Source organism: Brevibacillus laterosporus (genome assembly GCF_030489605.1).
GTDB classification, from domain to species: domain Bacteria; phylum Bacillota; class Bacilli; order Brevibacillales; family Brevibacillaceae; genus Brevibacillus_B; species Brevibacillus_B laterosporus_E.
Genome location: NZ_JAUKFY010000011.1, coordinates 18,895 through 44,378, shown reverse-complemented (window position 1 = coordinate 44,378; position 25,484 = coordinate 18,895). Strand labels below are relative to the sequence as shown.

General features: G+C 42.7%; 27 protein-coding genes. 7 read left to right on the top strand and 20 right to left on the bottom strand.

The genetic code is table 11. The features are described from left to right. Window positions 1–95: 95 nt before the first annotated feature. From QZ995_RS13480 to QZ995_RS13470, 3 genes are all read right to left on the bottom strand, one after another. Entirely contained in the window at window positions 96–2,132 is a 2,037-nt protein-coding gene (locus tag QZ995_RS13480; protein ID WP_301807649.1) for an SEC-C domain-containing protein, read from the bottom strand. A 110-nt stretch (window positions 2,133–2,242) separates the two neighbouring features. Further along, window positions 2,243–2,461: a hypothetical protein gene (locus QZ995_RS13475; protein WP_301807646.1), complete on the bottom strand. Its 219-nt coding sequence runs from the start codon at window positions 2,459–2,461 to the stop codon at window positions 2,243–2,245. A 23-nt stretch (window positions 2,462–2,484) separates the two neighbouring features. Further along, the gene (locus QZ995_RS13470; protein ID WP_301807644.1) at window positions 2,485–3,456 is read right to left on the bottom strand and encodes a hypothetical protein; all 972 of its coding nucleotides are present in this window, start codon (window positions 3,454–3,456) and stop codon (window positions 2,485–2,487) included. Between the two features lie 377 nt (window positions 3,457–3,833). Between QZ995_RS13470 and QZ995_RS13465 the strand changes: the two genes are divergently transcribed. Continuing rightward, window positions 3,834–4,448 carry an undecaprenyl-diphosphatase gene (locus tag QZ995_RS13465; RefSeq protein ID WP_301807642.1) on the top strand — a complete coding sequence of 205 codons (615 nt, stop codon included), beginning with the start codon at window positions 3,834–3,836 and terminating at the stop codon, window positions 4,446–4,448. A gap of 73 nt (window positions 4,449–4,521) precedes the next feature. On the opposite strand, the gene QZ995_RS13460 is transcribed toward QZ995_RS13465, so the two are convergent. The 5 genes from QZ995_RS13460 to QZ995_RS13440 form a co-directional block, all read right to left on the bottom strand. After that, complete coding sequence (locus QZ995_RS13460; protein ID WP_301807639.1) at window positions 4,522–5,673, bottom strand: glycerate kinase; 1,152 nt, start codon at window positions 5,671–5,673, stop codon at window positions 4,522–4,524. Between the two features lie 36 nt (window positions 5,674–5,709). Next, window positions 5,710–6,978 carry a GntP family permease gene (locus QZ995_RS13455; RefSeq protein WP_301807638.1) on the bottom strand — a complete coding sequence of 423 codons (1,269 nt, stop codon included), beginning with the start codon at window positions 6,976–6,978 and terminating at the stop codon, window positions 5,710–5,712. 186 nt (window positions 6,979–7,164) lie between these two features. Then, window positions 7,165–8,322, bottom strand: a complete 1,158-nt coding sequence (locus QZ995_RS13450; protein ID WP_301807635.1) for a sugar diacid recognition domain-containing protein — start codon at window positions 8,320–8,322, stop codon at window positions 7,165–7,167. A 130-nt stretch (window positions 8,323–8,452) separates the two neighbouring features. Further along, a complete protein-coding gene (locus tag QZ995_RS13445) occupies window positions 8,453–9,739 on the bottom strand; it encodes an ArsB/NhaD family transporter (RefSeq protein WP_301807632.1) in 1,287 nt (428 codons plus the stop codon). A 171-nt stretch (window positions 9,740–9,910) separates the two neighbouring features. Next, on the bottom strand, window positions 9,911–10,879 hold the full coding sequence (locus tag QZ995_RS13440) for a helix-turn-helix transcriptional regulator (protein ID WP_301807630.1): 969 nt from the start codon (window positions 10,877–10,879) through the stop codon (window positions 9,911–9,913). Window positions 10,880–11,018: 139 nt separating this feature from the next. Between QZ995_RS13440 and modA the strand changes: the two genes are divergently transcribed. The 3 genes from modA to QZ995_RS13425 are packed head-to-tail and all read left to right on the top strand — an operon-like array spanning window position 11,019 to window position 13,303. Then, the gene (gene modA / locus QZ995_RS13435) at window positions 11,019–11,849 is read left to right on the top strand and encodes a molybdate ABC transporter substrate-binding protein (protein WP_301807628.1); all 831 of its coding nucleotides are present in this window, start codon (window positions 11,019–11,021) and stop codon (window positions 11,847–11,849) included. 56 nt (window positions 11,850–11,905) lie between these two features. Continuing rightward, window positions 11,906–12,595: a molybdate ABC transporter permease subunit gene (gene modB, locus QZ995_RS13430; RefSeq protein ID WP_301807625.1), complete on the top strand. Its 690-nt coding sequence runs from the start codon at window positions 11,906–11,908 to the stop codon at window positions 12,593–12,595. Between the two features lie 30 nt (window positions 12,596–12,625). After that, window positions 12,626–13,303: an ATP-binding cassette domain-containing protein gene (locus QZ995_RS13425; protein ID WP_301807623.1), complete on the top strand. Its 678-nt coding sequence runs from the start codon at window positions 12,626–12,628 to the stop codon at window positions 13,301–13,303. Between the two features lie 61 nt (window positions 13,304–13,364). Here the strand turns inward: QZ995_RS13425 and QZ995_RS13420 are convergent, their stop codons facing one another. The 6 genes from QZ995_RS13420 to QZ995_RS13395 all read right to left on the bottom strand — a co-directional run bounded on the left by QZ995_RS13420 (window position 13,365) and on the right by QZ995_RS13395 (window position 16,633). Further along, the gene (locus QZ995_RS13420) at window positions 13,365–14,312 is read right to left on the bottom strand and encodes a 3'-5' exoribonuclease YhaM family protein (RefSeq protein ID WP_301807618.1); all 948 of its coding nucleotides are present in this window, start codon (window positions 14,310–14,312) and stop codon (window positions 13,365–13,367) included. 2 nt (window positions 14,313–14,314) lie between these two features. Continuing rightward, window positions 14,315–14,794: a YkvA family protein gene (locus QZ995_RS13415; protein ID WP_301807616.1), complete on the bottom strand. Its 480-nt coding sequence runs from the start codon at window positions 14,792–14,794 to the stop codon at window positions 14,315–14,317. Beyond that, window positions 14,787–15,413 (bottom strand): DedA family protein, encoded by a 627-nt coding sequence (locus tag QZ995_RS13410; protein WP_301807614.1) that lies wholly within the window; start codon window positions 15,411–15,413, stop codon window positions 14,787–14,789. The genes QZ995_RS13415 and QZ995_RS13410 overlap by 8 nt, the downstream gene beginning before the upstream one ends. A 194-nt stretch (window positions 15,414–15,607) precedes the next feature. Beyond that, window positions 15,608–15,847, bottom strand: a complete 240-nt coding sequence (locus QZ995_RS13405) for a hypothetical protein (protein ID WP_064016077.1) — start codon at window positions 15,845–15,847, stop codon at window positions 15,608–15,610. Window positions 15,848–16,012: 165 nt separating this feature from the next. Further along, window positions 16,013–16,183, bottom strand: a complete 171-nt coding sequence (locus QZ995_RS13400; protein WP_301807607.1) for a hypothetical protein — start codon at window positions 16,181–16,183, stop codon at window positions 16,013–16,015. An 84-nt stretch (window positions 16,184–16,267) separates the two neighbouring features. Next, window positions 16,268–16,633 (bottom strand): PspC domain-containing protein, encoded by a 366-nt coding sequence (locus QZ995_RS13395; protein WP_301807605.1) that lies wholly within the window; start codon window positions 16,631–16,633, stop codon window positions 16,268–16,270. Between the two features lie 121 nt (window positions 16,634–16,754). Here QZ995_RS13395 and QZ995_RS13390 point away from each other — a divergent pair, with 121 nt between their 5' ends. Beyond that, window positions 16,755–17,129: a hypothetical protein gene (locus tag QZ995_RS13390; RefSeq protein ID WP_301807600.1), complete on the top strand. Its 375-nt coding sequence runs from the start codon at window positions 16,755–16,757 to the stop codon at window positions 17,127–17,129. 130 nt (window positions 17,130–17,259) lie between these two features. Here QZ995_RS13390 and QZ995_RS13385 read toward each other — a convergent pair whose 3' ends face one another. Next, window positions 17,260–17,817: a GbsR/MarR family transcriptional regulator gene (locus QZ995_RS13385; protein ID WP_301807598.1), complete on the bottom strand. Its 558-nt coding sequence runs from the start codon at window positions 17,815–17,817 to the stop codon at window positions 17,260–17,262. A 288-nt stretch (window positions 17,818–18,105) separates the two neighbouring features. On the opposite strand from QZ995_RS13385, the gene proV reads away from it, so the two are divergent. Together proV and QZ995_RS13375 are read left to right on the top strand one after the other, a co-directional pair. Next, entirely contained in the window at window positions 18,106–19,302 is a 1,197-nt protein-coding gene (gene proV, locus QZ995_RS13380; RefSeq protein WP_301807595.1) for a glycine betaine/L-proline ABC transporter ATP-binding protein ProV, read from the top strand. Continuing rightward, window positions 19,302–21,041 (top strand): ABC transporter permease/substrate binding protein, encoded by a 1,740-nt coding sequence (locus QZ995_RS13375; RefSeq protein ID WP_301807590.1) that lies wholly within the window; start codon window positions 19,302–19,304, stop codon window positions 21,039–21,041. The genes proV and QZ995_RS13375 overlap by 1 nt, the downstream gene beginning before the upstream one ends. Before the next feature lie 44 nt (window positions 21,042–21,085). On the opposite strand, the gene QZ995_RS13370 is transcribed toward QZ995_RS13375, so the two are convergent. The 5 genes from QZ995_RS13370 to QZ995_RS13350 all read right to left on the bottom strand — a co-directional run bounded on the left by QZ995_RS13370 (window position 21,086) and on the right by QZ995_RS13350 (window position 25,367). Beyond that, window positions 21,086–21,706, bottom strand: a complete 621-nt coding sequence (locus tag QZ995_RS13370; RefSeq protein WP_301807588.1) for a flavin reductase family protein — start codon at window positions 21,704–21,706, stop codon at window positions 21,086–21,088. 21 nt (window positions 21,707–21,727) lie between these two features. Further along, a complete protein-coding gene (locus QZ995_RS13365) occupies window positions 21,728–22,891 on the bottom strand; it encodes a homogentisate 1,2-dioxygenase (protein ID WP_301807586.1) in 1,164 nt (387 codons plus the stop codon). A gap of 15 nt (window positions 22,892–22,906) precedes the next feature. Further along, the gene (locus QZ995_RS13360) at window positions 22,907–23,857 is read right to left on the bottom strand and encodes a fumarylacetoacetate hydrolase family protein (protein WP_301807584.1); all 951 of its coding nucleotides are present in this window, start codon (window positions 23,855–23,857) and stop codon (window positions 22,907–22,909) included. Between the two features lie 214 nt (window positions 23,858–24,071). Further along, on the bottom strand, window positions 24,072–24,419 hold the full coding sequence (locus QZ995_RS13355; RefSeq protein WP_301807583.1) for a DUF3870 domain-containing protein: 348 nt from the start codon (window positions 24,417–24,419) through the stop codon (window positions 24,072–24,074). A gap of 54 nt (window positions 24,420–24,473) precedes the next feature. Then, window positions 24,474–25,367, bottom strand: coding sequence for an RluA family pseudouridine synthase (locus QZ995_RS13350; RefSeq protein ID WP_301807581.1), 894 nt, complete (start codon window positions 25,365–25,367; stop codon window positions 24,474–24,476). Window positions 25,368–25,484 lie beyond the last annotated feature (117 nt).

Genomic DNA, 25,484 nt, shown 5'->3' with positions numbered 1-25,484 from the left:
TCTTTATTGTGTGAGTATCCTTGCTTCTCCATTCATAGGGGCCAATAAGCAAAACATCCCGCCTCACTCAGCTAGCAAGACGGGATGAATATGAATTACGCTTTTTGTTTAGTAGCAGCTATCACCAATTCAGTAATAGCGGGTGGATAAATCTCTGGGGCACCATAGAGACGGAGTGTACCATCCTCTACAAGCCCAGCGATAGCAGATATGCTCCAGCCCTCGCTCATCACTATTTCTTGTTCTGTTACAAATGATAGTTGTTCACCATTTTGACGCATCAAGGCATGCTCAGGTTGTTTCTTCCCGGCATAAGCTAACATTTCTTCCAGCACCACCTGCGGTTGCAGAGAGGATTGGTGTAGAGAATGATTCGCCTCCTTGGATAACAACGTGCGCATACGATATGCCTCAGGCAGATCCTCTTTAAGCTGACTAATTAAGTTCAGCATATCAGCAGTTAATAAGGTCTGATGCTTTTTATCTAGCCATTTGAAGAACGCTGTTAGAACGGAAAGCAGATTATTCGCTAAAGTTTTGGACGGCGTATCAACACGTTCCAACACATCATGCGCTAAGAAATAAGCAACATGCTGAATACGTAATGCGTTCCAATCAAAAGTAGGACCAAAAGCATTACGAATAAATGTGCGGAACAGGTTCATCGTCTCATCGTATTTTTTCATCGTTAGCTCAGATTTTCCTGCTGTCATTTCCTCTACGAAAGAAGCTATGTCAGCCAGCACTTCTGGGCGAACCGTAAAAATACTCTCCGGTAAACCTTCGATTAACGGACGATCCAACAGATTAGCAATATGATGCAAATGATTCGGCATGGACAGTTTGGTCTTTAGCACTTCAATATTCATAAAGCGCGCAATGCCTTGTCCCATCGCTTCCTCATGCTCTAGCTTGTCTAAGATTTGAGTAAGGACATTTTTTAACTCTTGTTTATCAGAAGCGGCTACCAGCAATGGTGGTACATCCTGAAGCTCTATCTGAGACGTCTGCAACCACTTCTCTGTAAAGTAACTCTGAACTGCCCATTGTAATACTTTAGGCGGTAATGTAGGCGCACTTGTGATGAATAATGTACCCTTCGTCAGCTTTGTTCCTGTCGAGCTTAATCCATTAATCGCTATTTCTTCAGTTGGGGCACCTAGCTGAAGTGCATCGCTTGCCTGTTCAACGCCTGATTTATAGCCTTCAATCGTTAGTCGTTTTTGTTCTAAAATCAATTCTGCTGCAATTTCATGAAGTTCCAACAATGCACTATCTAGAGAGCGAATCAGGAATTCATCCTTTTGCGAAGCATATACCCAAGTCTCTTGAGAAGGCTCTTGCTTTTTGGATTCAAAGGACCCGTGTGTTTTTAATAAGCGTCTGATTTCAGGAGCATGCACGCCTTCATAAACAAAGCGAACCATACTCTCTTCCTCAGGCTCCTGCTCATAGCTTACACCCTGTTCATTTAAACGCTTGTAAAGAGCGAGTGATACAGCTTCTCTACCGGAGCTTTCCATTTTTTTCGCTATCGTTAGCAATTCATTTTTAAGCGTAGCGCTTACCATGAGACTGCCTGAGAAGATAGAATCACGATAGCCTAGCGGAATTAATCTAGCAAGCAAGAGTTGGCCTGGCTTTAGCACAACAGATTGGGAAGAGATTAGATTGTGCTCCTGATTGGTGTACAAATCAGTAACAACAGTCTTATCCTCTGTAACGGATGTAATCTCGTAAAGACCTAATTGAAGATGTAATAAACCTTCTTTTATCTCTTGATCCATTCGTTTACCGTATTGAGCGATGAAATCTTCAAGGACAGAAACACCCTCGTTTTTCACATCGAACACATACCAATTCATAAAATGGTCCATCCAGCGTGGTTGGAACAGCTCTTTTAGGGTAAGGCCCGTTTCTTGTGCAAAACGGTCTCTAGCCCTGCTTATTTCTATATCGTTGACATGCTGCACCACATATTTCGTTAGACGTTCTGTCCAAGTAGCAAACTCTTTGCGGAGCTTTTGCTCGCGAGCCATGCGTACCTGAGCAATGTCCGTCACAACACCACAGCACTTTTTATATTTCTTACCGCTGCCACATGGACACAGTTCATTTCTACCGACTGACATGGGGGGTTGTTTCTCCTTTCGACCCAGCTAACCTTCAGCTAGGAATTGCCACAATCCTTCTAGTTATATCGCATTTCCCGAATTGATTGCAAGTTATTCTACCCGAATGCCTAGTAATCAATACTCATATCCGTGTATGCTTCCCATTTTTCAACAAAATGTTGTAGCTTTTTAATCAGCTTCTCAATTCTCTCACGTTCAGCAATACATTCAGATATGGCTTCTAATTGATTGGTGGAAAAAAATTGTACCACCATCATTTCCATATGCTTTAAGCGAGCCTCATACTGCAAAATGATCTCACGGATCACATAAAATCTCTTTTCCATGCAAATGGACTCTTCTGCCTTCATTATTCTTGATCAAGTGTAGTCACAATATTTTTAATGTCGGCAACTACCTGTTCGTTTTTATGTTTTTCCTTCATCAAAATTTCAATGGCATCCATGTTACTCTCTTGGAAATGAGAAATTACCTCTTGGGACATTTCGGCATTACGCTGATCCAAAAGGGAAACTGCCTTATTTAATAGCTGTTCTACTTCTGCTAAAACGTTTTTTGTTTGCGTTGTGATCATGATTTTTTCCTCCTGTACGGCCTCTAAATTTTTTGCTTGTGGCTCGGTTTGGTCAAGTGCTAGCTGATCGTTTTCGATCACAGTCTCTGCCGTAGCTACTTGTGCCAGCGCAGTTTGCATTTCATGTACAGCTTTTGCTTTATCGTCTTGGCCATTTACGTAAATGTTTTCGCCACTAACTGTAAAGCGGCCGTCCAATTCCGGTACAAACATGCTTTCTTTGATAGACAGCTTCAACTCATTTTCCACCATGTGGAACAAAAGGCGGATAGAGAGTCTGTCGATTTCCTTGCTAACCAAAAATTCATAAATGGAGTCATTAGCCAGTTTCCATTCAGCAAGATACCAGCGTTCATCTCCGACGTATTGAACGAAGCGCGGGTCTTTATCCAGTATCAGCAATTTGGTGATCTGATTCCAGGAAAAATGGGTATGTTGACGCAATTCACGCATCATTTGGTCTAAATTTTTGGGAGAATGAGATTTTCTCACAAAACGATATGCCTGATCAAATAATTGATGTGGTTGGTATGTAAGCTCTAGGATCGCTTCGGTTCTGCCAACCTTTATGGGCGAATCAGTAAGCTGCATGGCTTCGGAGAGGGTTTCTTCCGCGCTTTTTCCATTTGGCATAAAGTGTAATTGCTCTTCTAAGCGCGCAATGATATCAGTTCTTGGAAGTGAACGCTCCCCTGGCCGAAAAACCTTCTTGATGTAACTAGCGATGGTATATGTTGGCCTATTCATGAAACATTCTCCTTCTGCATTGCAAAGACTTTCCACAAGACGGAATAGTAACCTATATTCTACATCAAAGCAGAAAATCCTACATTTACTATTGTTTTTTTATGACTGAATGTGATTTTGTAACAGCCCAGCCATCATTGTAATCGCATACATGCCTATCCTATCTAGGTTTCAATCATTTTTCATAACAACCTGCTTGCCCCGTAACCTTTTTCCTCCCTTAAACGTAATGGTAAATAGTCTATGGAAAGGCTTCTTCTGCTTGTGATCTTAGATAGAGATTAATTTTAGTAAGGATTGGTGGTGGATTTACTACCTTTACGGTATATAATGGGGAAAGAATTTTTGTCAGAGTTTATGAACTGGAGGAAATAACCTTGGATTCTACTGTTGTACAGGCCCTCAGCTCCTTTGCTGGTTCCTATTCAGTTGTCGGCTGGATTAGCATTTTTCTAGCTAAATATGCAGAATACCTCTTTTATCTGAGCATCCCCGTTTATTGGTTTTTTGGAAATCGCAAAAACAAACGGATGATTATCCAAACAATCATTGTCTGTTGTATTTCCATGGGAATAAGCTGGGTGCTAGGACATCTCATCTATCGTGATCGTCCGTTCGTTACGCTGCCACTGACACCATTGGTACCGCATGATGCGGATGCTTCTTTTCCAAGCGACCATGCGACAGCAGCACTAGCTATCGCAGCTACCTACTGGTACTATATCAAACCAAAGGGGAAACGCTTCTGGATGGTTCTTGCGGTTGGTGTATCCCTTTCCCGCGTGTTCATTGGCGTGCATTATCCAACAGACGTTTTGTCCGGCATGGTGCTTGGAATGAGTTGCGCTTATGCTATTCATAGCATCCTTCCAAGATTCCCTCGTGTAGTAGGCTTAATCGATGAAGGTATTCTTTTGTATGAAAAAATCGAGAGTGCCATCATACCGCCTAAAAAATCAGCTGCGCGCAAAAAACATCACACGATTGAATAATCGTCTAATAAAAAGCCCTTTTCATCACTTGAAACTTGAGCAAGTTTCCTGATAAGAAGGGCTTTTTGTTTTTCTATTTACTCTTCTGCCACGCTGCACCTAGTTTCAAGGACATTGCCACATTGCGCGCCGTCCGCTCCATATTTTGGGCTCCTTCTTGCAAAATCTCTTCCAAGGGAGCTAAGTGAGGAATAATCGGGAATAAAAGATCAATTCCATGCTCGTGTACAATCTTACTCTCCTCAGTCACACAACCCGCAATGCCGATTACTGGAACATTGTAGAGCTTAGCCGTCTTGGCTACACCAATCGGAGTTTTTCCATGAATGGTCTGAAAATCTACGCGCCCTTCCCCCGTGATCACAAAGTCAGCATCCTGTACATGTTTACTTAACTCCGTTGCCTCTATTACAATTTGAATCCCGCGTTTTAATTCACATTGAAAGAAAGCTAGCACACCTGCTCCTAGACCGCCTGCAGCCCCAGCTCCCTCGATCTTATCAACATCCTTACCGAGGTATTCTTTTAATTTTTTCGCATAATGGGCTAAATTTTGATCGAGCAGAGCGACTTGTTCAGGCGTCGCTCCTTTTTGCGGTCCAAATACGGCAGAAGCTCCCTTTGGTCCTGTCAAAGGATTATCGACGTCACAAGCCACCTCAAAGGTTACCTGCTGGATGCGAGGGTCCAGAGAGCTTATGTCGATTTCAACAAGCTTGTGAAGCTCTCCGCCGCCGTCGCCAAGCTCCTCGCCATTTTGATCTAACAGCCTTACACCTAGCGCCTGTGCTACACCAGCACCACCATCATTCGTTGCGCTTCCCCCTAGACCTAATATGATATGTGTGACGCCTGAATCCAAGGCACGGAGAATTAATTCCCCAGTCCCCCTTGTAGTTGTAATAAGCGGATTTCTCTCTTCGCGCGGCACCAGATGCAGGCCTGAAGCCGCTGCCATTTCAATTACCGCTGTTTTTTTATCGCCTAATAATCCATAGAATGCTTCTACAGGCTGTCCAATTGGGCCCGTCACTTGGCAAGTAACAATCTCTCCACCCGTAGCATCCACCAGCGATTGAACCGTTCCTTCACCGCCGTCTGCCATCGGTATCAGGACACACTCAGCGGTAGGGAAGACTTCTTTTACTCCTTTTTCAATTGCCAATGCTGCCTGCATAGCCGTCAGACTTTCTTTAAAAGAATCCGGTGCAATAACGAATTTCATCGTTGTCTCTCCTCTCGTGTTCTGTACTAGCTATTTTCATACCATAATTTGAAAAATACCGAATAACAGAGTAGAAATGATAGCAAGTACAAAACCAATCACTGTCTCATAAGGAATTAAGCGTAGCCGTTCTTTCATTGCCATGTTAATGCTACCACCCGTAGCGTGGAAAAAGCTTCCGTGCGGCATATGATCAAACACAGTCGCACCCGCATGTATCATTGCTGCCGCCGCTAGTGAGCTTACACCAAGCTCAACGATCGTACTACCAAATACAGAGCTCGCTACCACCGTACCAGCGGTTGTAGAAGCCGTAGCCAAAGACATTAATGCACCGCTAATCGGTGCCAACAGGTACGCAGGGAGACCGGAAGCAGTCAAGGCAGAAATAATGACACCTTTTAGTTCTGAATTGGCGATAATTCCGGCAAGTGTTCCCGTTCCAATCAGCATAATGGCTACACCTGACATCTTACCCAACCCATATATTGCGTACTGATTCACTTTTTTGAGGCGTCCCATAGCAATTGCTCCTACAAGTCCCCCCACAGGCAAAGCAATTAACGGATCTATATTGATATCAAATAGAGGTCGCAAAGCCAGTAAAACAATGGCTGTAAGGGGTGCTAAAATTGCTGTTCCAAAGCTCGGAAGCTGGCTTCTATCAACTTCACTGCTTTCGTTTGCCGCTACTTTGCTTCCTTTTTGCGACAGTCTTTTTGCAATCATGTAGGTCACAGCCACTCCAATGAGAGCGGGAATAATTCCTGCTGCCATCACAGAGGTCAATGGTACGTGGAATGTATCGGCCGCCGCGATAGTATTAGGGTTAGGCGACATGATATTACCAGCTTTCCCCCCTCCAATCATCGCAAGCAAAATACCCATCTTCGATATATCAGCTCGCTGCGCGATCGCCAAAGCAATCGGAGCTACGGTAATTACTGCTACGTCAATAAAGACACCCACCGCTGTCAAAATCATCGTTGCAATGGCAAGAGCTAGCAACGCTCTTGTTTCGCCTACTTTTTTTACAATAGTCTCAGCGATTGTGGATGCTGCTCCCGATTCAATGAGTACCCCAGCCAAAACACCTGCTGCAAGGATACGTAAGACAGCCGGTATAACACCCTTGGTTCCCTCAATCATGAGGGTAACGGTATCCGGCAAAGTAACTCCGCCGATGACACCACCAATTAAGGCACCAGCAATCATTCCATAAGCAGGCGGCACTTTGCGCAAAATAAGAACAATGGCTACAATCAACGCCGCTAATGCCCCAAAAACGCTTACGGTAACATCCATGTGTGACTCCTCCTTCTGACTTCAGCTCTATTTGTATGCTTTCTATCTCTCGTCTATATCATAGCGCTTTCATGTAAGCGGATTCATCAGCCGCGAAAACAAAACTCCCGCCTTACGGACAGGGAGTTTTTGTTCATTTGCACAATAGGTTCCTTTCAATTGGTAGAATTGGAATTTGTTCCTTTTTTATGTTTGTTTATTTTTAAGCTTATAAAGCCACATAGCAAATTGTAATGATAGGAAGTCACTGATTCTTTTGGGGTCCTTACCTGTGATGTCATAAATGCGTTGCAGTCGGTATCTAAGCGTATTACGGTGAATGACAAGCCGCTTTGCAATCCGATGCAGTTCTCCCTCTTCCTCCATATAAACGTGAAGAGTTTGCTGAAGCTCTCCACTTTTATCCTGTGTAATGAGATTTTTATACACCTTGATCAGCTCTTCTGATTTCCAAGATTCCTGTACGGAGACCATCAGCGTTTCATTTAAAAAATCATCATAATAATAAACGGTTAATTCCGGAGCCATTGCTTTACCAGCGAGTAATGTATCCCGAGCAGACTCATAGCAATAGCGCAGCCCCTCTGCACCGGAAAAGGCTTTTCCAACTGATATTTTAATAGGCGCAATGAGTTGATTTTTTAGCAATTGTAATATTTGCTCAACACCTTCACAAATCGCTTCCTTATCCCGATAATGGCGTGATTCCTTTACTAAAACAATCTGTTTTGAATTCTTAATGGCCATCATTTCAATGGTATCACGCAGCTCCAATAAGCCAACCATTTGGCGTAAGGTCGTGTAGGCACTATCGTCAGAAATCCCGATATCCACTAATTCAATAATAACCGCCACTCTCTTAGTGGATAGATCGATTTGCAGCCGCCTTGCCTGTTCCTTCCATAAAGAACTATCCTGATGGTCTGCATGTATGATGGACAACAAAAAATCTTCCCGTAATCGTTTATCCAGCTTGGCCTGCTCTAGTAAGTAGGATTGCTCCAGAAACATCTCTGCTGTCATTTTGACAAGCTCTCCATACTTCGTCACCTCACGTGGATCACCGGTAATACCAATCACGCCCACTATTTCACTTTGAAATTGGATAACTAAATTGGTTCCAGCCTGCACACCAGCCAGTCGCCTTACATCTTCCGGATACACCTCAAAGCGGCCTCGGCGCTCAATGGCAATAACCGCACCTTCATGTTTCTGATGCAGCCTATTTTTATCTCCAGAGGCAATAATGTATCCACGCTCATCCATTACATTTACGTTATAACCAATGACCTTCATCATCCGAGTAACAATATCCTGCGCGAGCTCTTGTGTGACTTGCAACACTCCGGCCACTTCCTTACCTAATCGATGTTTTTGTTCCATATATTATCTTATAAAGGAAGACTAGTAGCAAAAAACCACCGGCTAAGGCTTTCGCCTCTTTCGATGGTTTTTTAAACATATTTACATAATATTAAGCAAAGAAGAAATAACGTAGATAGACATATAAGTGAGATATGATCAATGTAATAATCGTAATCGGGAAAGCAACCTTGAAAAACATCCCAAAGCTTATTGGGTATTTCTCTTTCGAAGCCATTCCTACAACAATTACGTTAGCACTGGCTCCGATAATCGTACCGTTCCCCCCTAAGCAAGCGCCAAGGGCAAGACTCCACCATAGTGGCTCCAAATTCGTAATCCCAAGGCTTCCCATCTCTTTAATCATAGGGATCATTGTTGCTACAAATGGAATGTTATCAACAAAGGCAGAAGCAATTCCACTCATCCACAGTATGATAATAGATGTTTTCAATGTATCGCCCTGTGTAAATTCGATTGCTTTTTCAGCTAGGGAAGCTATAACACCTGTGTTTACCAGACCAGATACCAATACGAATAATCCTGCAAAGAAGAAAATTGTATTCCATTCTACTTTCAGCAAAGCTTCCTCTAAATAATGCTCTCCTGTTAATAGAAGTAACAAGAACGCGCCTACTAATGCAATCGTGGCTGATTCTAGATGAAAGACACCATGCAGGCCGAAGCCAATAATCGTTAAGGCAAGTACTGTTAATGATTTTTTTAATAAAGTAGGATTCGTTAGCTCCTGCTTTTCATCTAGTAGCATTAGTTTTTGCTGTAATTCTGGAGTTGTTTGTAATCCTTTTCGATAAACGAGTAACAAATAAATAATGACGACTACTAAAATAATAGCTATGACTGGAGCCATGTGTATAAGGAAAGCCATAAAGGTCAATTCCGGTACAGCGCTCCCAATCATGATATTTGGCGGGTCACCAATCAGTGTTGCGGCCCCTCCTACATTGGAGCAAATGATCTCACTAATCAGATAAGGAATCGGGTTTACATTCAACTGACGTGCAATACTAAATGTGATAGGCACCATGAGTAAAACGGTTGTTACGTTATCCAGCAAAGCAGACGCCAAAGCTGTAATTAAGCTTAGTGCAATCAGGATTTTAACCGGATCGCCCTTTACCGCTTTAGCGGCCTTAATGGCTACGAAGGTGAACACACCCGTTTGGGCTGTTATGCTCACGATGATCATCATTCCGATTAATAAACCTAATGTATTAAAGTCGATGTGATGAATTCCTTCCTCCTGGGTAACGATACCCGTGAGGATCATGAGCAATCCTCCTGCCATCGCAACAATAGTGCGGTGCAGTTTTTCGCTGATAATAAAAGCGTAGGTAATGAGAAAAATCGCAATTGCAAGTAATGCTTGATTATCCACTTGATAACCTCTCTTTCTTTCCCCTGAAGTTTATTTTGTTATATTATCCAAAAGCTGGATGTAAAAAACGACAAAAAGAGCCCATCAAATGACAGGCTCCTCCATAACACATTCTTATCAAGTTTATACCCTATAGAATAACGGGATTTTGATCATTTGTAAAGTAATTTATCACCAAGAATGAATAGGCCCCTTCAGCTTGATCTGACCCGTGAGCGTTACATCATAGCCCCCGATAGCCTGTAGTTCTTGTTTAAAAGCCTCACTTTGCAGCAATTTCAGGAGACTATTTATCCAATAATGACTTTGTGGTGTAACCAGCATAACTAGATCATAGTGCTCTTGAATTAACGGAATAAACTCCACGTCTACGATTCTTGCAGCTTTTTCAATGCCTATCCCTACATCTGCGGCTCCCCTCGCGACTGCAGTTGCAACTGCTAGATGACTATGCTCTACATGATTAAAATAGCCAGATAGTCGAGCTGGATCAATCTGATGAAGACGCAGTTGCTCATCTAACAAAACCCTTGTTCCCGAACCAACCTCTCGATTGACTATTCTGACTCCTGACTTTTGTAAATCAGACCACGTCCGTAGCTGTAAGGGATTCCCCTTTGCTACATATAGACCTGCTTGGCGAGCCATCATATGAACAATCAGATATGGTCGGCCTGTTAATACACGCTGTACATAAGGCAAATTGTAGGTCCCGCTGTCACCATCAAATAGATGTGTACTCACAATCTGCGCTTCTCCCCGATAAAGGGAAACCAAGCTATTCAAGCTTCCTTGGTAGGACCGAAGCGCTCTTATACTGCCTGTTTGGTTTTCTAGCTGAGAGGCTAACAAATCTAGTGCCATATCCTGTCCACTAATAATAATGGATTGAATCCCACCAGACGACGGTTTATCAGCTGCGATAGGTTTTTCCGCTTGTGAAAAGGAGGTGGTGTTAGCAGCTTTTTTCGATTTTGTTTTTAGCTTGTAGGATTCCAGATCGCTTGCATCTACTCGCATCTGTCTACCAACACGATAAGCAGACAGCTCTCCCTTTTTTATGAGGTCATATACTGTCAGCTTGGATACTCGCAAAATATTAGCAACCTCTTCAGTCGTATAGGAGATGTTTTGCGTCATTGATAGCCTCCTTTTCAAGTATTAAATCTTTCCTAGTAAAAATATCTTATCATAACTAGTAATCCAAGCTATAATGTTCTTAATTAGTTATATCTAAATATAACCAATTATAACTATTTATATTAAAGGAGAGTCTTTCATGTTAACATCACGTAAGAAAAGAAGCTTTCTGAGCAGTTTGGTCAGCTTCTCCTTAGTACTTGCTACTGTAGGCTGTTCTACTCCCGCTCCATCAGCTACTCAACCTGCTGCTGATTCGAAATCTCCGCAAGCCAAAACAGAAATCTTTGTGTCTGCTGCAGCAAGCATGACCGATGTGCTACAAGATGTAAAAAAAGAGTATGAAACCAAGCATCCTGAAATTACATTGACTTATAACTTCGGTGGATCAGGTAAACTTGCCCAACAAATTGAACAGGGAGCTCCAAGCGATCTCTTCATCTCCGCTAGTTCCAAGGATATGAAGACGTTAAAGGAGAAAAGCCTGATCATCGAGGATTCCCAAACCGAATTAGTTACGAATGAAATGGTATTAATTGCTCCTAAAGAAAGTACCATCTCCATTGATTCATTTGAGAAAATAACACCTGATACAGGTAAGCAATTTGCGATTGGCGAACCAAGCTCTGTCCCAGTCGGCCGTTACACAGAGGAAGCCTTGACAAAATTAGGTCTGTGGGAAAAAATGAAGCCGAACATGGTTTATGCAAAAGATGTTCGGCAAGTTCTGACCTATGTCGAATCCGGTAACGCAGAGTTGGGAGTCGTATATAAAAGCGATGCACTTACATCTGACAAGATCAAAATCCTAGCAACTGCCAAGCAGGATTGGCATACCCCTATTGTCTACCCGGCCGCCTTGGTAAAAGCTACACAGCATCAAAAGGAAGCTCAAGAATTTTTAACATTCCTAACCACTGATTTTTCGAAGGCTGCCTTTGAGAAATACGGCTTTCATCCTGTAAAATAAGCGATTTTCAAGCTTACATATGGGGCAAAGCAAATTAAAAGTGAGGGTGCTTGTTTATGCCTGACATCTCTTATTCCCCGCTCTACCTGTCGTTAAAGGTAGCGGGGATTTCAACTATTGTTGTATTTATCAGCGGATTATTTATCGCCTATTGGTTTTCGCGTCGTCAATTTTTTGGCAAAAGCATTCTGGAAGCATTGTTTCTATTGCCCCTCGTGCTTCCTCCCACTGTAGTAGGCTTTGGTCTGCTTCTATTGTTTGGTAAAAACGGGTTAATCGGAAAATTTTTATTGGAGGCTTTTCAATTTCAAATTGTATTTACTTGGGTAGGAGCGGTGATCGCTTCTGCTGTCGTCTCCTTTCCCTTGATGTATCAAGCCGCCCATGCTGCCTTTCAAAATATGAATCGGCGCTATGAGCAAGCAGCTGTTATGCTTGGCGCTTCCGCTTGGAGGGTCTTTTGGACGGTCACGTTTCCGTTATGCTGGCCCGGGCTTTTGGCTGGACTTGTACTTTCCTTTGCCAGAGCGCTTGGTGAATTCGGAGCAACACTCATGCTTGCCGGTAATATTCCCGGGAAAACAGAAACGCTACCGATCGCCATCTATTTTGCGGTTGAGGGTGGACGCATGGAAATCGCGGCCTTTTGGGTAGCTATTATCGTTGCCATCGGCTTTAGCACCATACTCTGGCTTAACTGGTGGAGTAAACATACATTAAATCGTCACGCACAGTTTAAAGATTAAAAAAGTCACTTTCGTAGATGAGGTATTTCCATGCTACAGGTCCAGATCATGAAACAACGTACGCATTTCACATTAGAAGTGTCATTTACTGTACATAACGAAATTGTAGTTCTATTTGGCCCGTCTGGTTCAGGTAAAACCAGCATTCTGGAATGTATCGCTGGATTGCTTACACCGGATGCGGCTCTAATTTCATTACACGGACAGGAACTATCCACTCCTGTAAGCAGCGTTCCTCCTCAAAAACGAAATATCGGCTATGTCTTTCAGGACTATGCCTTGTTTCCTCACATGACTGTTGAAAAAAATATTTATTACGGGATTGATTCCAAAAAACAGGCTGTTGACAAGGCCTTCCTAGAGCAAATCTGCGAAACGCTCGGGATTCGTCATCTGTGGAAAAGCTTTCCTAATCATATCTCAGGCGGTGAAAAGCAACGGGTAGCATTGGCCCGTGCTCTAGCAGTCAAACCAGCTTTATTGCTTTTAGATGAGCCTCTCTCAGCCCTGGATCCTGCAACAAGAGCAGAGTGTCAGGACGAGTTGCTTCGCCTGCATCAGCTCTGGAATATTCCCGTTTTATTAGTCACACATGATGAGGCAGAAGCGTACAAGCTAGGAAATAGAATCTTACGCTTACGCTCAGGAAGGATAGAAGAGGAGGTATTGCTTCAACCTCCCGTATCCGTTCGTCATCAAAAAAGCTGAGGTAGGAACCAGCCTACACTCAGCTTTTTTAATAAACAGACGCACTTAATTGGAGAATTGCTTAAAAGCCTCTCCACACCTTCCGCTTTAACACAGGTGCATAATGCCATTCCTGCTCTTCTGTCATCTCCTGTAAGGTATTGCCTAACGCGTTCATTTTACTGTCAATTTGATCAAGATAGTGGAAAATGACTGCGGTAGGCGTCTTACCGGACACAGCGCTTCCCCATCCCATTTCCAAATCGCCATGATGACTTAAAATGCAATGCTTCAGATGCAGTACTTCACTATCATCCAATGGAATAGCTAAGTCTGTGCATGCTTTCGTCACCATTTCTACTCCCATAACCAAATGCCCAATCAACTGTCCTGGAGTGGTATATTCTGGAGCTACCGGATCAGATAACTCATACAGCTTGCCAATATCGTGCAAGATGCAGGTGGCAAGCAGCACGTCACGGTCTACCTGCGGATATAACGGCAGCAAGCGTTTGCCCAAATCTAATAAAGAGACTATATGCTCTAATAAGCCTGAATAATAATGATGATGCATTCGAACACCCGCCGGAAAAGAGCGCATCCGTTCATACACGTCTTCCTTCCCGATCAGATGTGAGATAATCGCTCTCAGCGTAGGGCTTTGAATATCTGATATATGACTCTCCAGCCGTCCCCATAATTCATCTACAGCATATTTGGAAGCGGGGACTAGCGATTCCATTAAAACCTCGTCCGCAGGAGTAGCATGACGTACACGTTGAATGACTAATTGCTTTTTACCGCGATACATCTGTACCTGTGCATCAATTTTAATAATCGATTTTACTTGAAGATTTTCTTTAAGCTCGTCGGTAACATCCCAAATCTTTGCAGGCAAGCTGCCGGATCTGTCACCAATCTCTAGATTCATATATTCGCTCTGGTTACTAGCAACGCCAATCTCTCTACTTTTAACGAGACAAAAGGCGATTACGCGTTCTCCCTCCACATAATCAGCCAAAAATTTCATACCTAATTCCCCTTTGTTTTGTGGAATAGGAGGGCATCAATCCTCTTCAGGATATGAGTCCCTACTAATTCATCCGCTTTCGAAATAACATCCCTAATCACCTGTAGCAGGTTATCTTTCCCGTTCCAATGCTCCTGTACGATGACCTGCTCCGTGCTGCTAAGAATCTTGTGTAAGGCATATACAGCCAGCACTATATCATCTAAATAACCAACAGGGCCTGTCAAAGCCTCAGGAATTAAATCTACAGGCGAAATAAAGTAAGCAACGGCAACCGCTGCTATAGCCTTCGCTCCCGTAGCCACTCGCTTGTCCACCAGCAATCTGGCCAAAAGCACAAATAGATCAGGAGCCATTAAAATATATGGAGTAACCCCCTCCGGCATACCTTTGCTACGAATGAACTTCTCCACTTTTTCTCTTAGCTTATCATAAAATCGCTGATGATTTTTCGGTATCAGTATAATTTGCTCCTCATTCATTTGGTTTTCCTCCTGCTCTTTTTTTCCGAACGCGTTGATACACATATGCCACAAGAACCGCTGCGATAAAGATAAGAAGAATCCAAATGGTCACTTTTTTAATAGCCAATTGAAAGACTCTCTCCCAGCTCTCACCTAAGATGAAGCCCAAGCTAACAAACAAAGCCGTCCAAAATGCTCCTCCTGCATAGGCTAAAATGGCAAAAGTACGAAAGCGCAGCTCTGTGATACCCGCAAAATAAGCGGTATATTGACGAATCCCTGGCAAAAAATAGCCAATGGGAATGGCCCACTTCCCAAAACGTTGAAACCATTCCTCCGTTTTTTTATACATTCGATACCCTTTTTCGAAACGCTTCAGGTATTTTTCTATAAAAGGATGCCCCAATTTAAATCCAATCCAATAAGCTGCTGTCATCGCACTTATGGAGCCGAGATAGCAGACTAAAAAGGTTGGTAGAAAATACAGATCTCCCCTAGATACCAAAAACCCCGAAAACACCAAAAGCGTCTCCTCAGGAACAGGCAAGCCAATCAAGCCAAAAAAGAATAGTCCATATAGAGCAAAGTATCCATATTGTGAGATATATCCGCCAAAATGATTAATAAATTCATCCATTCAGGTCTTCCCTTTCCTTTCTCTATATATCGCGCCAGATCATAGCAAGTAAGTTCAAGTTATCTTTTCTACCCAATATGACGTCCTTGCCCACTATTGGTTGCATACAAATGCTCAACCTGCCTTGTTCTTATTGGGTTCTACTAAAAAAGAAAGGAACCACGCTCCATGATGCGCTGGTTCCTTTTCTGAGTTTATTCCGCTTGTTGGTCACGAGCAAATGCATTACGTTCACGGAGAACTACCATAATTTCGCTAACCGTATGTTTGTTATAAATCATCGCCATGACATGTTCAACGTCTTCTTTTTCTAAACCGGTCGCGATTAGACTTTCTTTTAAAAGAACGTCGTTATTGCGACGGAAATAGGATTGCAACGTTCGCAATACACGCCCTTCAAAATGGGTCTTTAACAATAGTTCAGTCGTTGACATTACCTTCCACCTCATCCTACAGTATAGAAACTATTATCTCCCAAACTGCCCAAGGAATCAACCTTCTGTCCATAACCTTATGTATTGCCAGCTTTAAATGAAATATATACTTCTCTTTAAACCCAAAAGAGGCCACATAATTTCTTGTGCCTCTTTTGCATGTCATTATTTGGCTGTATCCGATGGACATGTTGTCAGCATCTCTTCTAACACCTGAACATCATTTTCTAAACCACGAATATCTTCCTCTAGCATTTTAAGCAGATGCTTTTTATCCCGAAGCATTTTTCGTGTTTGATCCAGGCGCTCTTGCATATCAAAAACACCGATATACACTATCGTTTCCCTCCCTATGTAAGATCAAACGAATCACCTTACATCATATGCAACGACAGCATATTGTTTCCATTTTCTTTGTCATCAGGACTGATATTTTTCTAATTCCGCACGCAACCGTTTTATTTCTTGACGCATTGCGGCTTTTTCCAGTCGTTCCATTTCCTGATCTAAACCTTTATCATAGGTTGCTTTTTCATAGAAAGGTTCTTGATAAAATCCTGATGCAAATTCAGGCTGTGGACGCTGATAGCGTGCCTGCTCCCACATGGGCTCCTTCGGCATGATGAAAGCGAGCAAGAAGTACAGCAAGAGTGGTACCCCTGTAAAAAAGGTGACAACAGCTGTTACCAAACGAAGCAATGTCGCATCAATTCCTAGATAAGCAGCGAAACCGCCACAAACCCCAAAGATTTTTTTATCAGATTGGGATCGATAGATACGATTCATAATAGGCGCATCCCCTCTCAATATATATACCTGTTCTTGATAATACTAGGATATCTAAATCAGCTTTTGTTCAAAACTGGCTGGAGTGGGATTTTTCCTCCGTCTACAGGCGGAGACAGGCTTGCATAAAAAGAATCAGGTTGCTCACGCTATTGAAGAGGTGATCAATGTGAGTAAGAGAAAAACGATAACCGTATTGCTTATTGGTACGTTAGGATTGTTGTCTATAGCTGGTTGTACTAGGAATCATTCAAGTCAAATTCAAGGCGTACCAACTAGCATTAAATCGAATCCGCACGTCTATTTTTTACAAAGCCATCCACAAACAGCAACAAATCAAAATAACCTTACCCCGTATGGAATGCCGGTTAATTCAGGGAGCGGCACAGATTATGATCTGGTTGTTAGACCTGAATCCGTGTCCGATTACGGAGGTCTGTTTGGGAAAAAACAAATCATTTTGACGAATAATTCAAATTCACCTTATCAAAAATAACAGCAGGCTTTAGAAAAAACTGTGCGTAAGGGTGTTTTAATAAGCCATACATGGGTACAAATAAATTAGTATTTTTTGCACAAACAAAAAACGCTAAGGACTCCCTCAGCGCTACACTTGTTTTGGCGTATTATTCTTCTTTAGGTATGAAAGTAAATATCTCACCTGTTTCAAAGGAACGGATCAATTTTTCTAACCACTTATAGTAAGACAGCGCATGCTGCATTTTAAGCATGTCACCCTTAATTAAATTGTAGGCTTGGGGATTGTCTCCGTACTTATCTAACAGAACTTGTAGTTCTCTGAGGGACTTGTGCAAATGATGCACATTGCTTTCCATTGATTTGCGCCAACGTATCGAAAAGTAATCACCCAGATTTTGATGCCAATCTGGTTCCGTTTCATAAAGATCTTTACGAGAACCTTTGCTCCAAACTTTGTTAACCATTTTCAGATCAATCAGGGTGCGCATTCCAGTGCTCATACTGGTTTTGCTCATCCCCATTTTCTTGCCCATTTCGTCAAGAGTAACTGGACCTTGCGAAAAGTACATCATGCCATACAAATGACCAACAGATTGGGTCACTCCAAATAAATCCATGTTTTTACCAACCGTTTCAATCATACGATGGCGCGTCTTTTGAACGGCAACCTGAAGCTCTTCAGGAAGTCCTTCAAATTCATCCATTGTTGCTTACCTCCTAGGACAGGTCAAACTTCATCATTCATTATATCGATTTTATTGTAGAAGGCAACCATACCCCAGTAAAGGACTGGGTATAGGTGAAATTTTACGAAAAATGGAGTATACTGTACATAAAGTGCGTAAAGTTTTTTCTGTACGTACTTGATCAAGTTATTTCCTGTTTGCTCATGTTCATACATTTTTCATACACTTACCGGAGCGTTTCATTACGAAATTGAACGTTTTCTCTGGGAGCAAAAGAAGAAATTACCAGAAGAAGGGAGTGTCTTCATGCCAATTATTGAAGTCAAAAATTTAACAAAAGTATTTGGACGTGATCCAAAAAAAGCAATACCTCTGCTCAAAGAGGGCTGGACCAAAGAAAAAATCCTCAAAGAGACAAAAATGACTGTTGGGGTAAATCAAGCTTCTTTTTCAATAGAGGCTGGAGAGATATTCGTTATAATGGGGCTGTCGGGCAGCGGCAAATCCACCTTAGTGCGACTATTGAACCGTCTCATTGAGCCGACAGATGGCCATGTGTTTATTAATGGAAAGGATATCGTATCCTTAAATCAAGAAGATCTTCGGGAAGTGCGACGTAAAAATATCACAATGGTTTTCCAAAAATTTGCTCTTTTTCCACATCGTACAGTCTTGGAAAATGTAGAGTACGGCTTAGAAGTATCGGGAATACCTAAAGCCGAAAGACAAAAAAAAGCGATGAAATCTCTTGAATTGGTTGGTTTAAAAGGCTGGGAATACTCCTTGCCTGATCAGCTTAGCGGCGGTATGCAGCAACGTGTCGGTCTTGCTCGCGGCTTAGCCAATGATCCCGATGTTTTGCTGATGGACGAAGCGTTTAGTGCTCTTGATCCTTTGATACGCAAAGAGATGCAAGATGAGCTCTTAGAATTACAAACAAAAATGAAAAAAACCATTATTTTTATCACGCATGATTTGGATGAAGCATTACGGATTGGTGACCGTATTGCCTTAATGAAGGATGGAAATGTCGTCCAGGTTGGAACACCGGAAGAAATTTTGACCAACCCGGCTAATAAATATGTAGAACGCTTTGTAGAGGACGTAGACCTGTCCAAGGTGCTTACAGCTACTCAAGTTATGAAACGCCCTGAAACTATTACCTTGGAACGCGGGCCGCGTGTTGCCCTGCAATTTATGCAAGAACGCGGGGTATCGACTTTATATGTGGTAGACACCCATAAACGTTTACTTGGAGCCATCACTGCTGATGATGCCGTTCAGGCAGTTAAAGAGGGGAAAAAGCTAGCGGATATTCTGATAAAGGAAGAGGTTCCTACTGTCGCCCCCGATACAGTGCTCAATGAACTATTTGATATCGTAAGCTCTACCCGAGTCCCTGTAGCAGTCGTAGATGAGGGAAATCGCTTGCAGGGAATTATCATCCGCGGAGCCGTACTAGCCGCACTCTCCGGTAACACAGAAGGCGGTGAAACAGTATAATGAATATGTTTAAAATTCCTTTAGGTTCATGGATTGAATCATTAGAAGCATGGTTTGATGCTTCCTTAGGTCCCTTATTTGCAGTAATTAGTGCTATTATCGGCGGGTTGGTTAGCGGTTTTGAGTGGCTATTTATGAATATTCCTGCTCTGCTCTTTATCGTGTTGTTCTCCCTGATCATTTATTTTGTAGCACGCTGGAGAATGGCTCTCTTTTCTTTATTGGGCTTACTCCTTATCTATAACCTTGGCTATTGGCCACAAACAATGATGACATTAGCTCAGGTCCTAACAGCGGCCATGATTTCCATTCTTCTTGGGGTGCCGATTGGGATTTGGTGCGCAAAGAAAAATACGGCTCAAAGCATCGTCACACCTATTTTAGATTTCATGCAGACCATGCCAGCATTCGTATATCTGCTGCCAGCGGTTACGTTCTTCTCACTCGGCGTGGTACCAGGTGTAATTGCTTCCGTTATCTTTGCGATTCCTCCAACTATTCGACTAACAAACTTAGGGATTCGACAAGTACCTGAGGATTTAGTAGAGGCAGCAGATGCATTTGGTTCTACACCTATGCAAAAATTAATCAAGCTGCAATTGCCATTAGCCATCCCTTCCATTATGGCTGGGATTAACCAAACTATTATGCTGTCGCTATCGATGGTTGTTATTTCATCCATGATCGGAGCACAAGGCTTGGGTTCGGATGTTTACCGTGCCGTTACACAAACAAAAACCGGTGTAGGCTTTGAAGCAGGGATTGCTGTTGTTATTCTAGCGATAATTTTGGATCGATTTACCCAAACACTCATTAAAGGACGAGAGAAGAAATCAGCAAAGCCTGCTCTAAAATATCGTAAACCATTTATTTTAGCCTCAATCGCCATTTTGGTTATTTCTAGCATTGTAAATGGTGTTGCTGGTAATGGTGGCGGCAATGCCAAAAACATTACTCTTTCCTATGTAGCATGGGATTCTGAAATTGCTAGCACACATGTAGTAAAACAAGTTTTAGAACAAAAGTTAGGTTATCAGGTTAATATGTTACAGGTTGAAGCAGGTCCAATGTGGACAGGTGTTGCGACCAAGAGTGCTGATGCCCTTGTTGCTGCTTGGCTGCCTAAAACGCATGCTAGCTTCTACGCTAAAAACAAGGATCATGTAGAAGACCTAGGAGCAAATTTAGAAGGTACACGACTTGGTTTGGTTGTTCCAGAATATATGAATATCACGTCTATTGATGACTTAAGACGTTCTGATATAAAAAATGCTATGAAAACAACAATTATCGGGATTGAGCCTGGAGCTGGTCTGATGTCAGCAGCTACTAAAATGCTGCAGGATTATCAACTAACGGACTGGACTCTGATGGAGGCTTCATCCGCGGCAATGGCTACTGAGCTGCAAAAAGCGTACAGCCAGCAAAAGCCAATTGTTGTTACAGGCTGGACACCACATTGGATGTTCGCCAAAATGAAATTAAAGTATCTTGACGATCCTAAAAAATCATTTGGAGAAGACGAACAAATCCACACGATCGTCCGATTAGGATTGCAAGAGGATTTACCAGATGCTTATCAATTCCTGCGCCAGTTTAAATGGACTCCAGAAGATATGGCGCAAGTAATGGTTCGCATTCAGGAAGGCGTGGAGCCTGATGATGCTGCCAAGGAATGGATTGACGCTCACCCAGAAATAGTAGAAAAATGGCTAGCAGGTATTGAACTCAAGCAATAATACAAAAGGCACCCTCACTATAGAGGGTGCCTTTTTCCTGTTTATTAATATTTTTTAGGATCGTATACAGGTCGAGGATGATCAAACAATTCACCTAACGTGGCGTACGTATGCCCAGCTAAACGGCTGACAGGAGCAAATTTTTCAGCATCAATTTTTCCATTAAAGTACATGGAATCATCTATATGCACATGTACAACCTCGCCAATGATTAAATCAGAAGCGGCCGGCTCACCTAATGTAACAATCTGATGTAGCTTGCATTCAAAATGAATTCGAGATAATGCTAACCTCGGTACTTTGATTGCTTGAGAAGGGGTCAGATCAAGTCCTAGCGCCTCTACCTCACTTTGATCTGCTGGAAAGTCGGCTGAGGTCTCATTTACCAACGCAACATTATGCACATCTACTGTGTTAACGACAAATTCCTTTGTTTCCGAGATATTCCGAGCTGTATCTTTCATCACCTGCCCTGGTTTTCGCGCAACCGCTATGGAAATCATCATCGGGTCAATGCAAGCAACATTAAAATAACTAAACGGTGCTGCATTTACCACACCTTCTGGATTATGCGACGTAACCCAGGCAATGGGACGCGGAATGATGCCACCTATCAATAGTTTATATTTTTCCTGTCTCTCTAACTCGCTTATTCGTAGCTCCACACGCCATGCCTCCTTTTTCCCCTATTTCTTTACAGGTAGCCAGCTATACATATAAGCCGTATCTTCTATTGCGAGCGCCTGCTTTGTTGCTTTTAACGGACGGAAAGTATCCAGCATGACCGCCAGCTCTTTCGTCTCTTTTTTCCCAATGCTTGCCTCGATTTTACCTGGATGAGGTCCATGCGGAATTCCCATGGGATGCAGGGTTATGGAACCTTCTACCACACCTTTTCGACTCATAAAGTTGCCATCCACATAATACAGAACCTCATCGCTCTCTACGTTACTGTGGTAATACGGTGCTGGAATAGCCTGAGGATGATAGTCGTATAAACGGGGGACAAAGGAACAAATCACAAAATTCTGACCGGCAAATGTCTGATGAACTGGAGGTGGCTGATGCACGCGGCCCGTTATCGGTTCAAAATCATGAATACTCAGCGCATAGGGGAATAAATAGCCATCCCATCCAACCACATCAAACGGATGAAAATCAAATGTATAGCTATATAATGTATGATTTTGTTTGACTCGAACTTCAAAGCTCCCTTCCTCCACATGTGTATCCAATCGTTCCGGCAAACGTATATCCCGCTCACAAAACGGAGAATGTTCCAACAATTGTCCATGCTCGTTTCGATAACGCTTAGGCGGAACTATTTCATTTTGAGATTCAATTACAAGAAAACGCGTATCCTCCGTTGATGGTACAATTCGGTAAGTCGTACCAATCGGGATAACTAAATAATCGCCCGGTCGATACGTAATTGTACCAAAGATGGTTTGAAGTTCTCCCTCGCCCTTATGAACGAAGACGACCTCGTCTCCTTCCGAGTTACGATAATAATAATCCATTTCCTCAGTGGGGGAACAGACAGCCATTACCACATCATCATTTCCCAATAAGTACCGACGTCCTACTATAGGGTCTCCCCCTTTTGGAGCATCGAAGCTCAGAAAGTGCTGATGACGTAACTCCTCGCGCTCCACATATTGCATATCGATGGTAGCAATTTTCTTTACTTCCGTCACTTGTGTTGGAGGGTTGTGATGATACAAAATGGATTGAATCCCAGAAAAACCTTTTGTGCCCATCAGTTGCTCACGGTACAGCTCACCATTGGGCTTAAAAAATCTGGTATGGCGTTTCCGTGGCACTTCGCCCATTTTTACGTAAAATGGCATGAAACATTCCTCCTCTTATGCTTCTATAATGGTATTTCGCAGAATACCCAGATGATCGATTTCCAATTCAACAACATCTCCTGGCTGCAGCCAATTGTGCTGTTCTCCACCACCTAATTCTAATAAGCATCCACTGCCTACCGTACCGGAGCCGATAACATCTCCAGGGTACAAAAAACAATCTTCGGAAGCACGCGCAATCATTTGAGCAAATGTATAATAGATATCTGCAAAATTCCCGCGCGAGTACTGCTCGCCATTTATTCTTGCTGTCATTTGCAGATCATAACGATTTCCATTTGAGGAGGGAATAATATGATCGCTTAGTTCATCAGCGGTCACCAACCAAGGACCTGTGGAGGTTGCAAAATCCTTAGCCTTAGCAGGTCCAAGTCCCACTTTCACTTCCTCGCGTTGAAGGTCGCGCGCACTCCAATCATTTAGAATCATAAAGCCGGCGATATACTCATCTGCCCTTTCTATGGGGATATCTATTCCTTTTTTACTAATGACACAGGCAATCTCTAACTCGTAATCAAGAGACTTTGTTTGCTTTGGTTTAGTGATATTGGCTTCTGTTCCGATAAATGCAGCCGGATTTGAAAAATAAAAGACAGGTAACTGATACCACTCTGGAACCATTTCAAGGCCTCTGCGCTTTCGGCACGTCTTTACATGCTGTTCAAATGCATAAAAGTCTCGAAAGCTGGGCGGGCGAGGAATAGGAGCACCTAATTGTATCTCTTCCAAAGGAATCATATCTTCATGCTCGATTAGCTGTTGTTCAAGTAAACAGGGGTACCATTTGTCCCATTCGTTTAATAAGCCCTGCATGGTTGCTGGAGCCCCTTCCACTGTCTCGGCTACATCCATAACACCCTTTCCAACATATAAACCGGCCCGCCATTCTACCCGATTTTCTAACGCTGTAATCTCTTTTTTTCGTTGATAGCTAACTAGCTTCATGACTTCACCTCCCACCTTTTTTCCATGAACAAAAAAACCAGTTGCACATAAAGCCACACAAGAAAAAACCAAAAGGAATACTCCTTTCAAGTCACTTATTGTATGGCAGTATGAACAACTGGCTTATGTTTACTTCATCGAGAAAAATCTTCTTAGGATTATTCCCCATAAACACCCAGTGTCACTCTGCTATCTTTTTCCATACCAAGGTATCTTAAACCTGCTGTTTACCTTCCAAATATCGATCCAATGCAGAGCGGAGAGCTTGAAGCACTGTTCCTTGTGTCGGTACCAAAGCACGCTTACGAATGGTTGCCTGCAGCTTCTCCCATTCTGATGGCAGGTATGCACCGATCACCAAGCCCCGAATAAATTCTTCATTTAACCCCATTAAAAAAGTAAATGACGCATCAACCACCTGGTCTGTTCGACTATCAATCACTAAAGAACAGGCAAACATCTTTTGGGTATCCGTCAAAGGTGTTCCCTTAGGCAGTTGGGCAAATCCTGTGGCTAAAATGTAAGCATCGTCTGTATAACGAGGCAGGGGCACATTTGTCATGATCCCTTTCACTCCTTCTTCCATAATAAAGCAAACGAATCATTTTGACCAGAACTATTCTGAACATTCTACGATTTTCTGCATATCTTCTGGAAGTGGCTCTGTTAGACATATTTCCTCGCCAGTACGCGGATGTTGAAAACGTAGCTCAAAGGCATGTAACGCTTGTCTGCCAATAAGCTCACGCCTTCCTCCATATAGATCATCTCCAAGCAATGGATAACCTAAATAACTCATATGGACACGTATCTGATGGGTTCGTCCTGTTTCTAATTGCAGCTGAATATGACTTAATTCATCTGTGCTTTTCAACACCTGATAATGTGTTACCGCCTGCTGTCCATCAGGGCGAACCTCACGCTCTACAATGGATTCCTCTTTGCGCCCAATAGGTGCGTCGATTACTCCGCTTTGCGGAGTTACACATCCATGAACGAGGGCTTGGTAACGTCTTTTTAGGCTTCGATTTTTTTGCATCCGTGAGAACCGGTCATGGGCCCACTGATTTTTAGCAATAATAATTAGCCCAGTCGTATCCTTATCCAATCGGCTCACTGGCCGAAATTTACGGCGTTCTCCCTTTTGCTGCCAGTAATGGATGACACCATTTGCCAAGGTTCCTGTCACATGCATGCCGGTTGGGTGGACTACTATTCCAGGAGGCTTTGCTAGTACCAAAACATCCTCGTCCTCATATCGAATCTGTAAATCCATTGCCTCAGGCTCAAGGTTTTCAGACTCTTCCTCATCCATCCAGATTGTAATAATATCCCCTGCTTCTACAATTCGTGTTACAAAAGCAAGTTCTCCATTTATTTGTATCTCACCGCTGAATTTAGCCCGGATCAACAGTTTGCGAGATATCTCATAGTCTTTTTGTAGGACCTCCCGTAAACTGCGCCCTGCTTGTTGCTCACTTGCATGAAAACGTAATAACAGCTCTTTCATATTTGTATCCTCGCTCTGAGAAATGATTACCGTTAGTATAGCACAAAAGCCCTTCTCACTCTGCGTCCTCTAGAGAGAAACAGAGTAAGAAAGGCTTCATCCGAAGAAATTTTTATT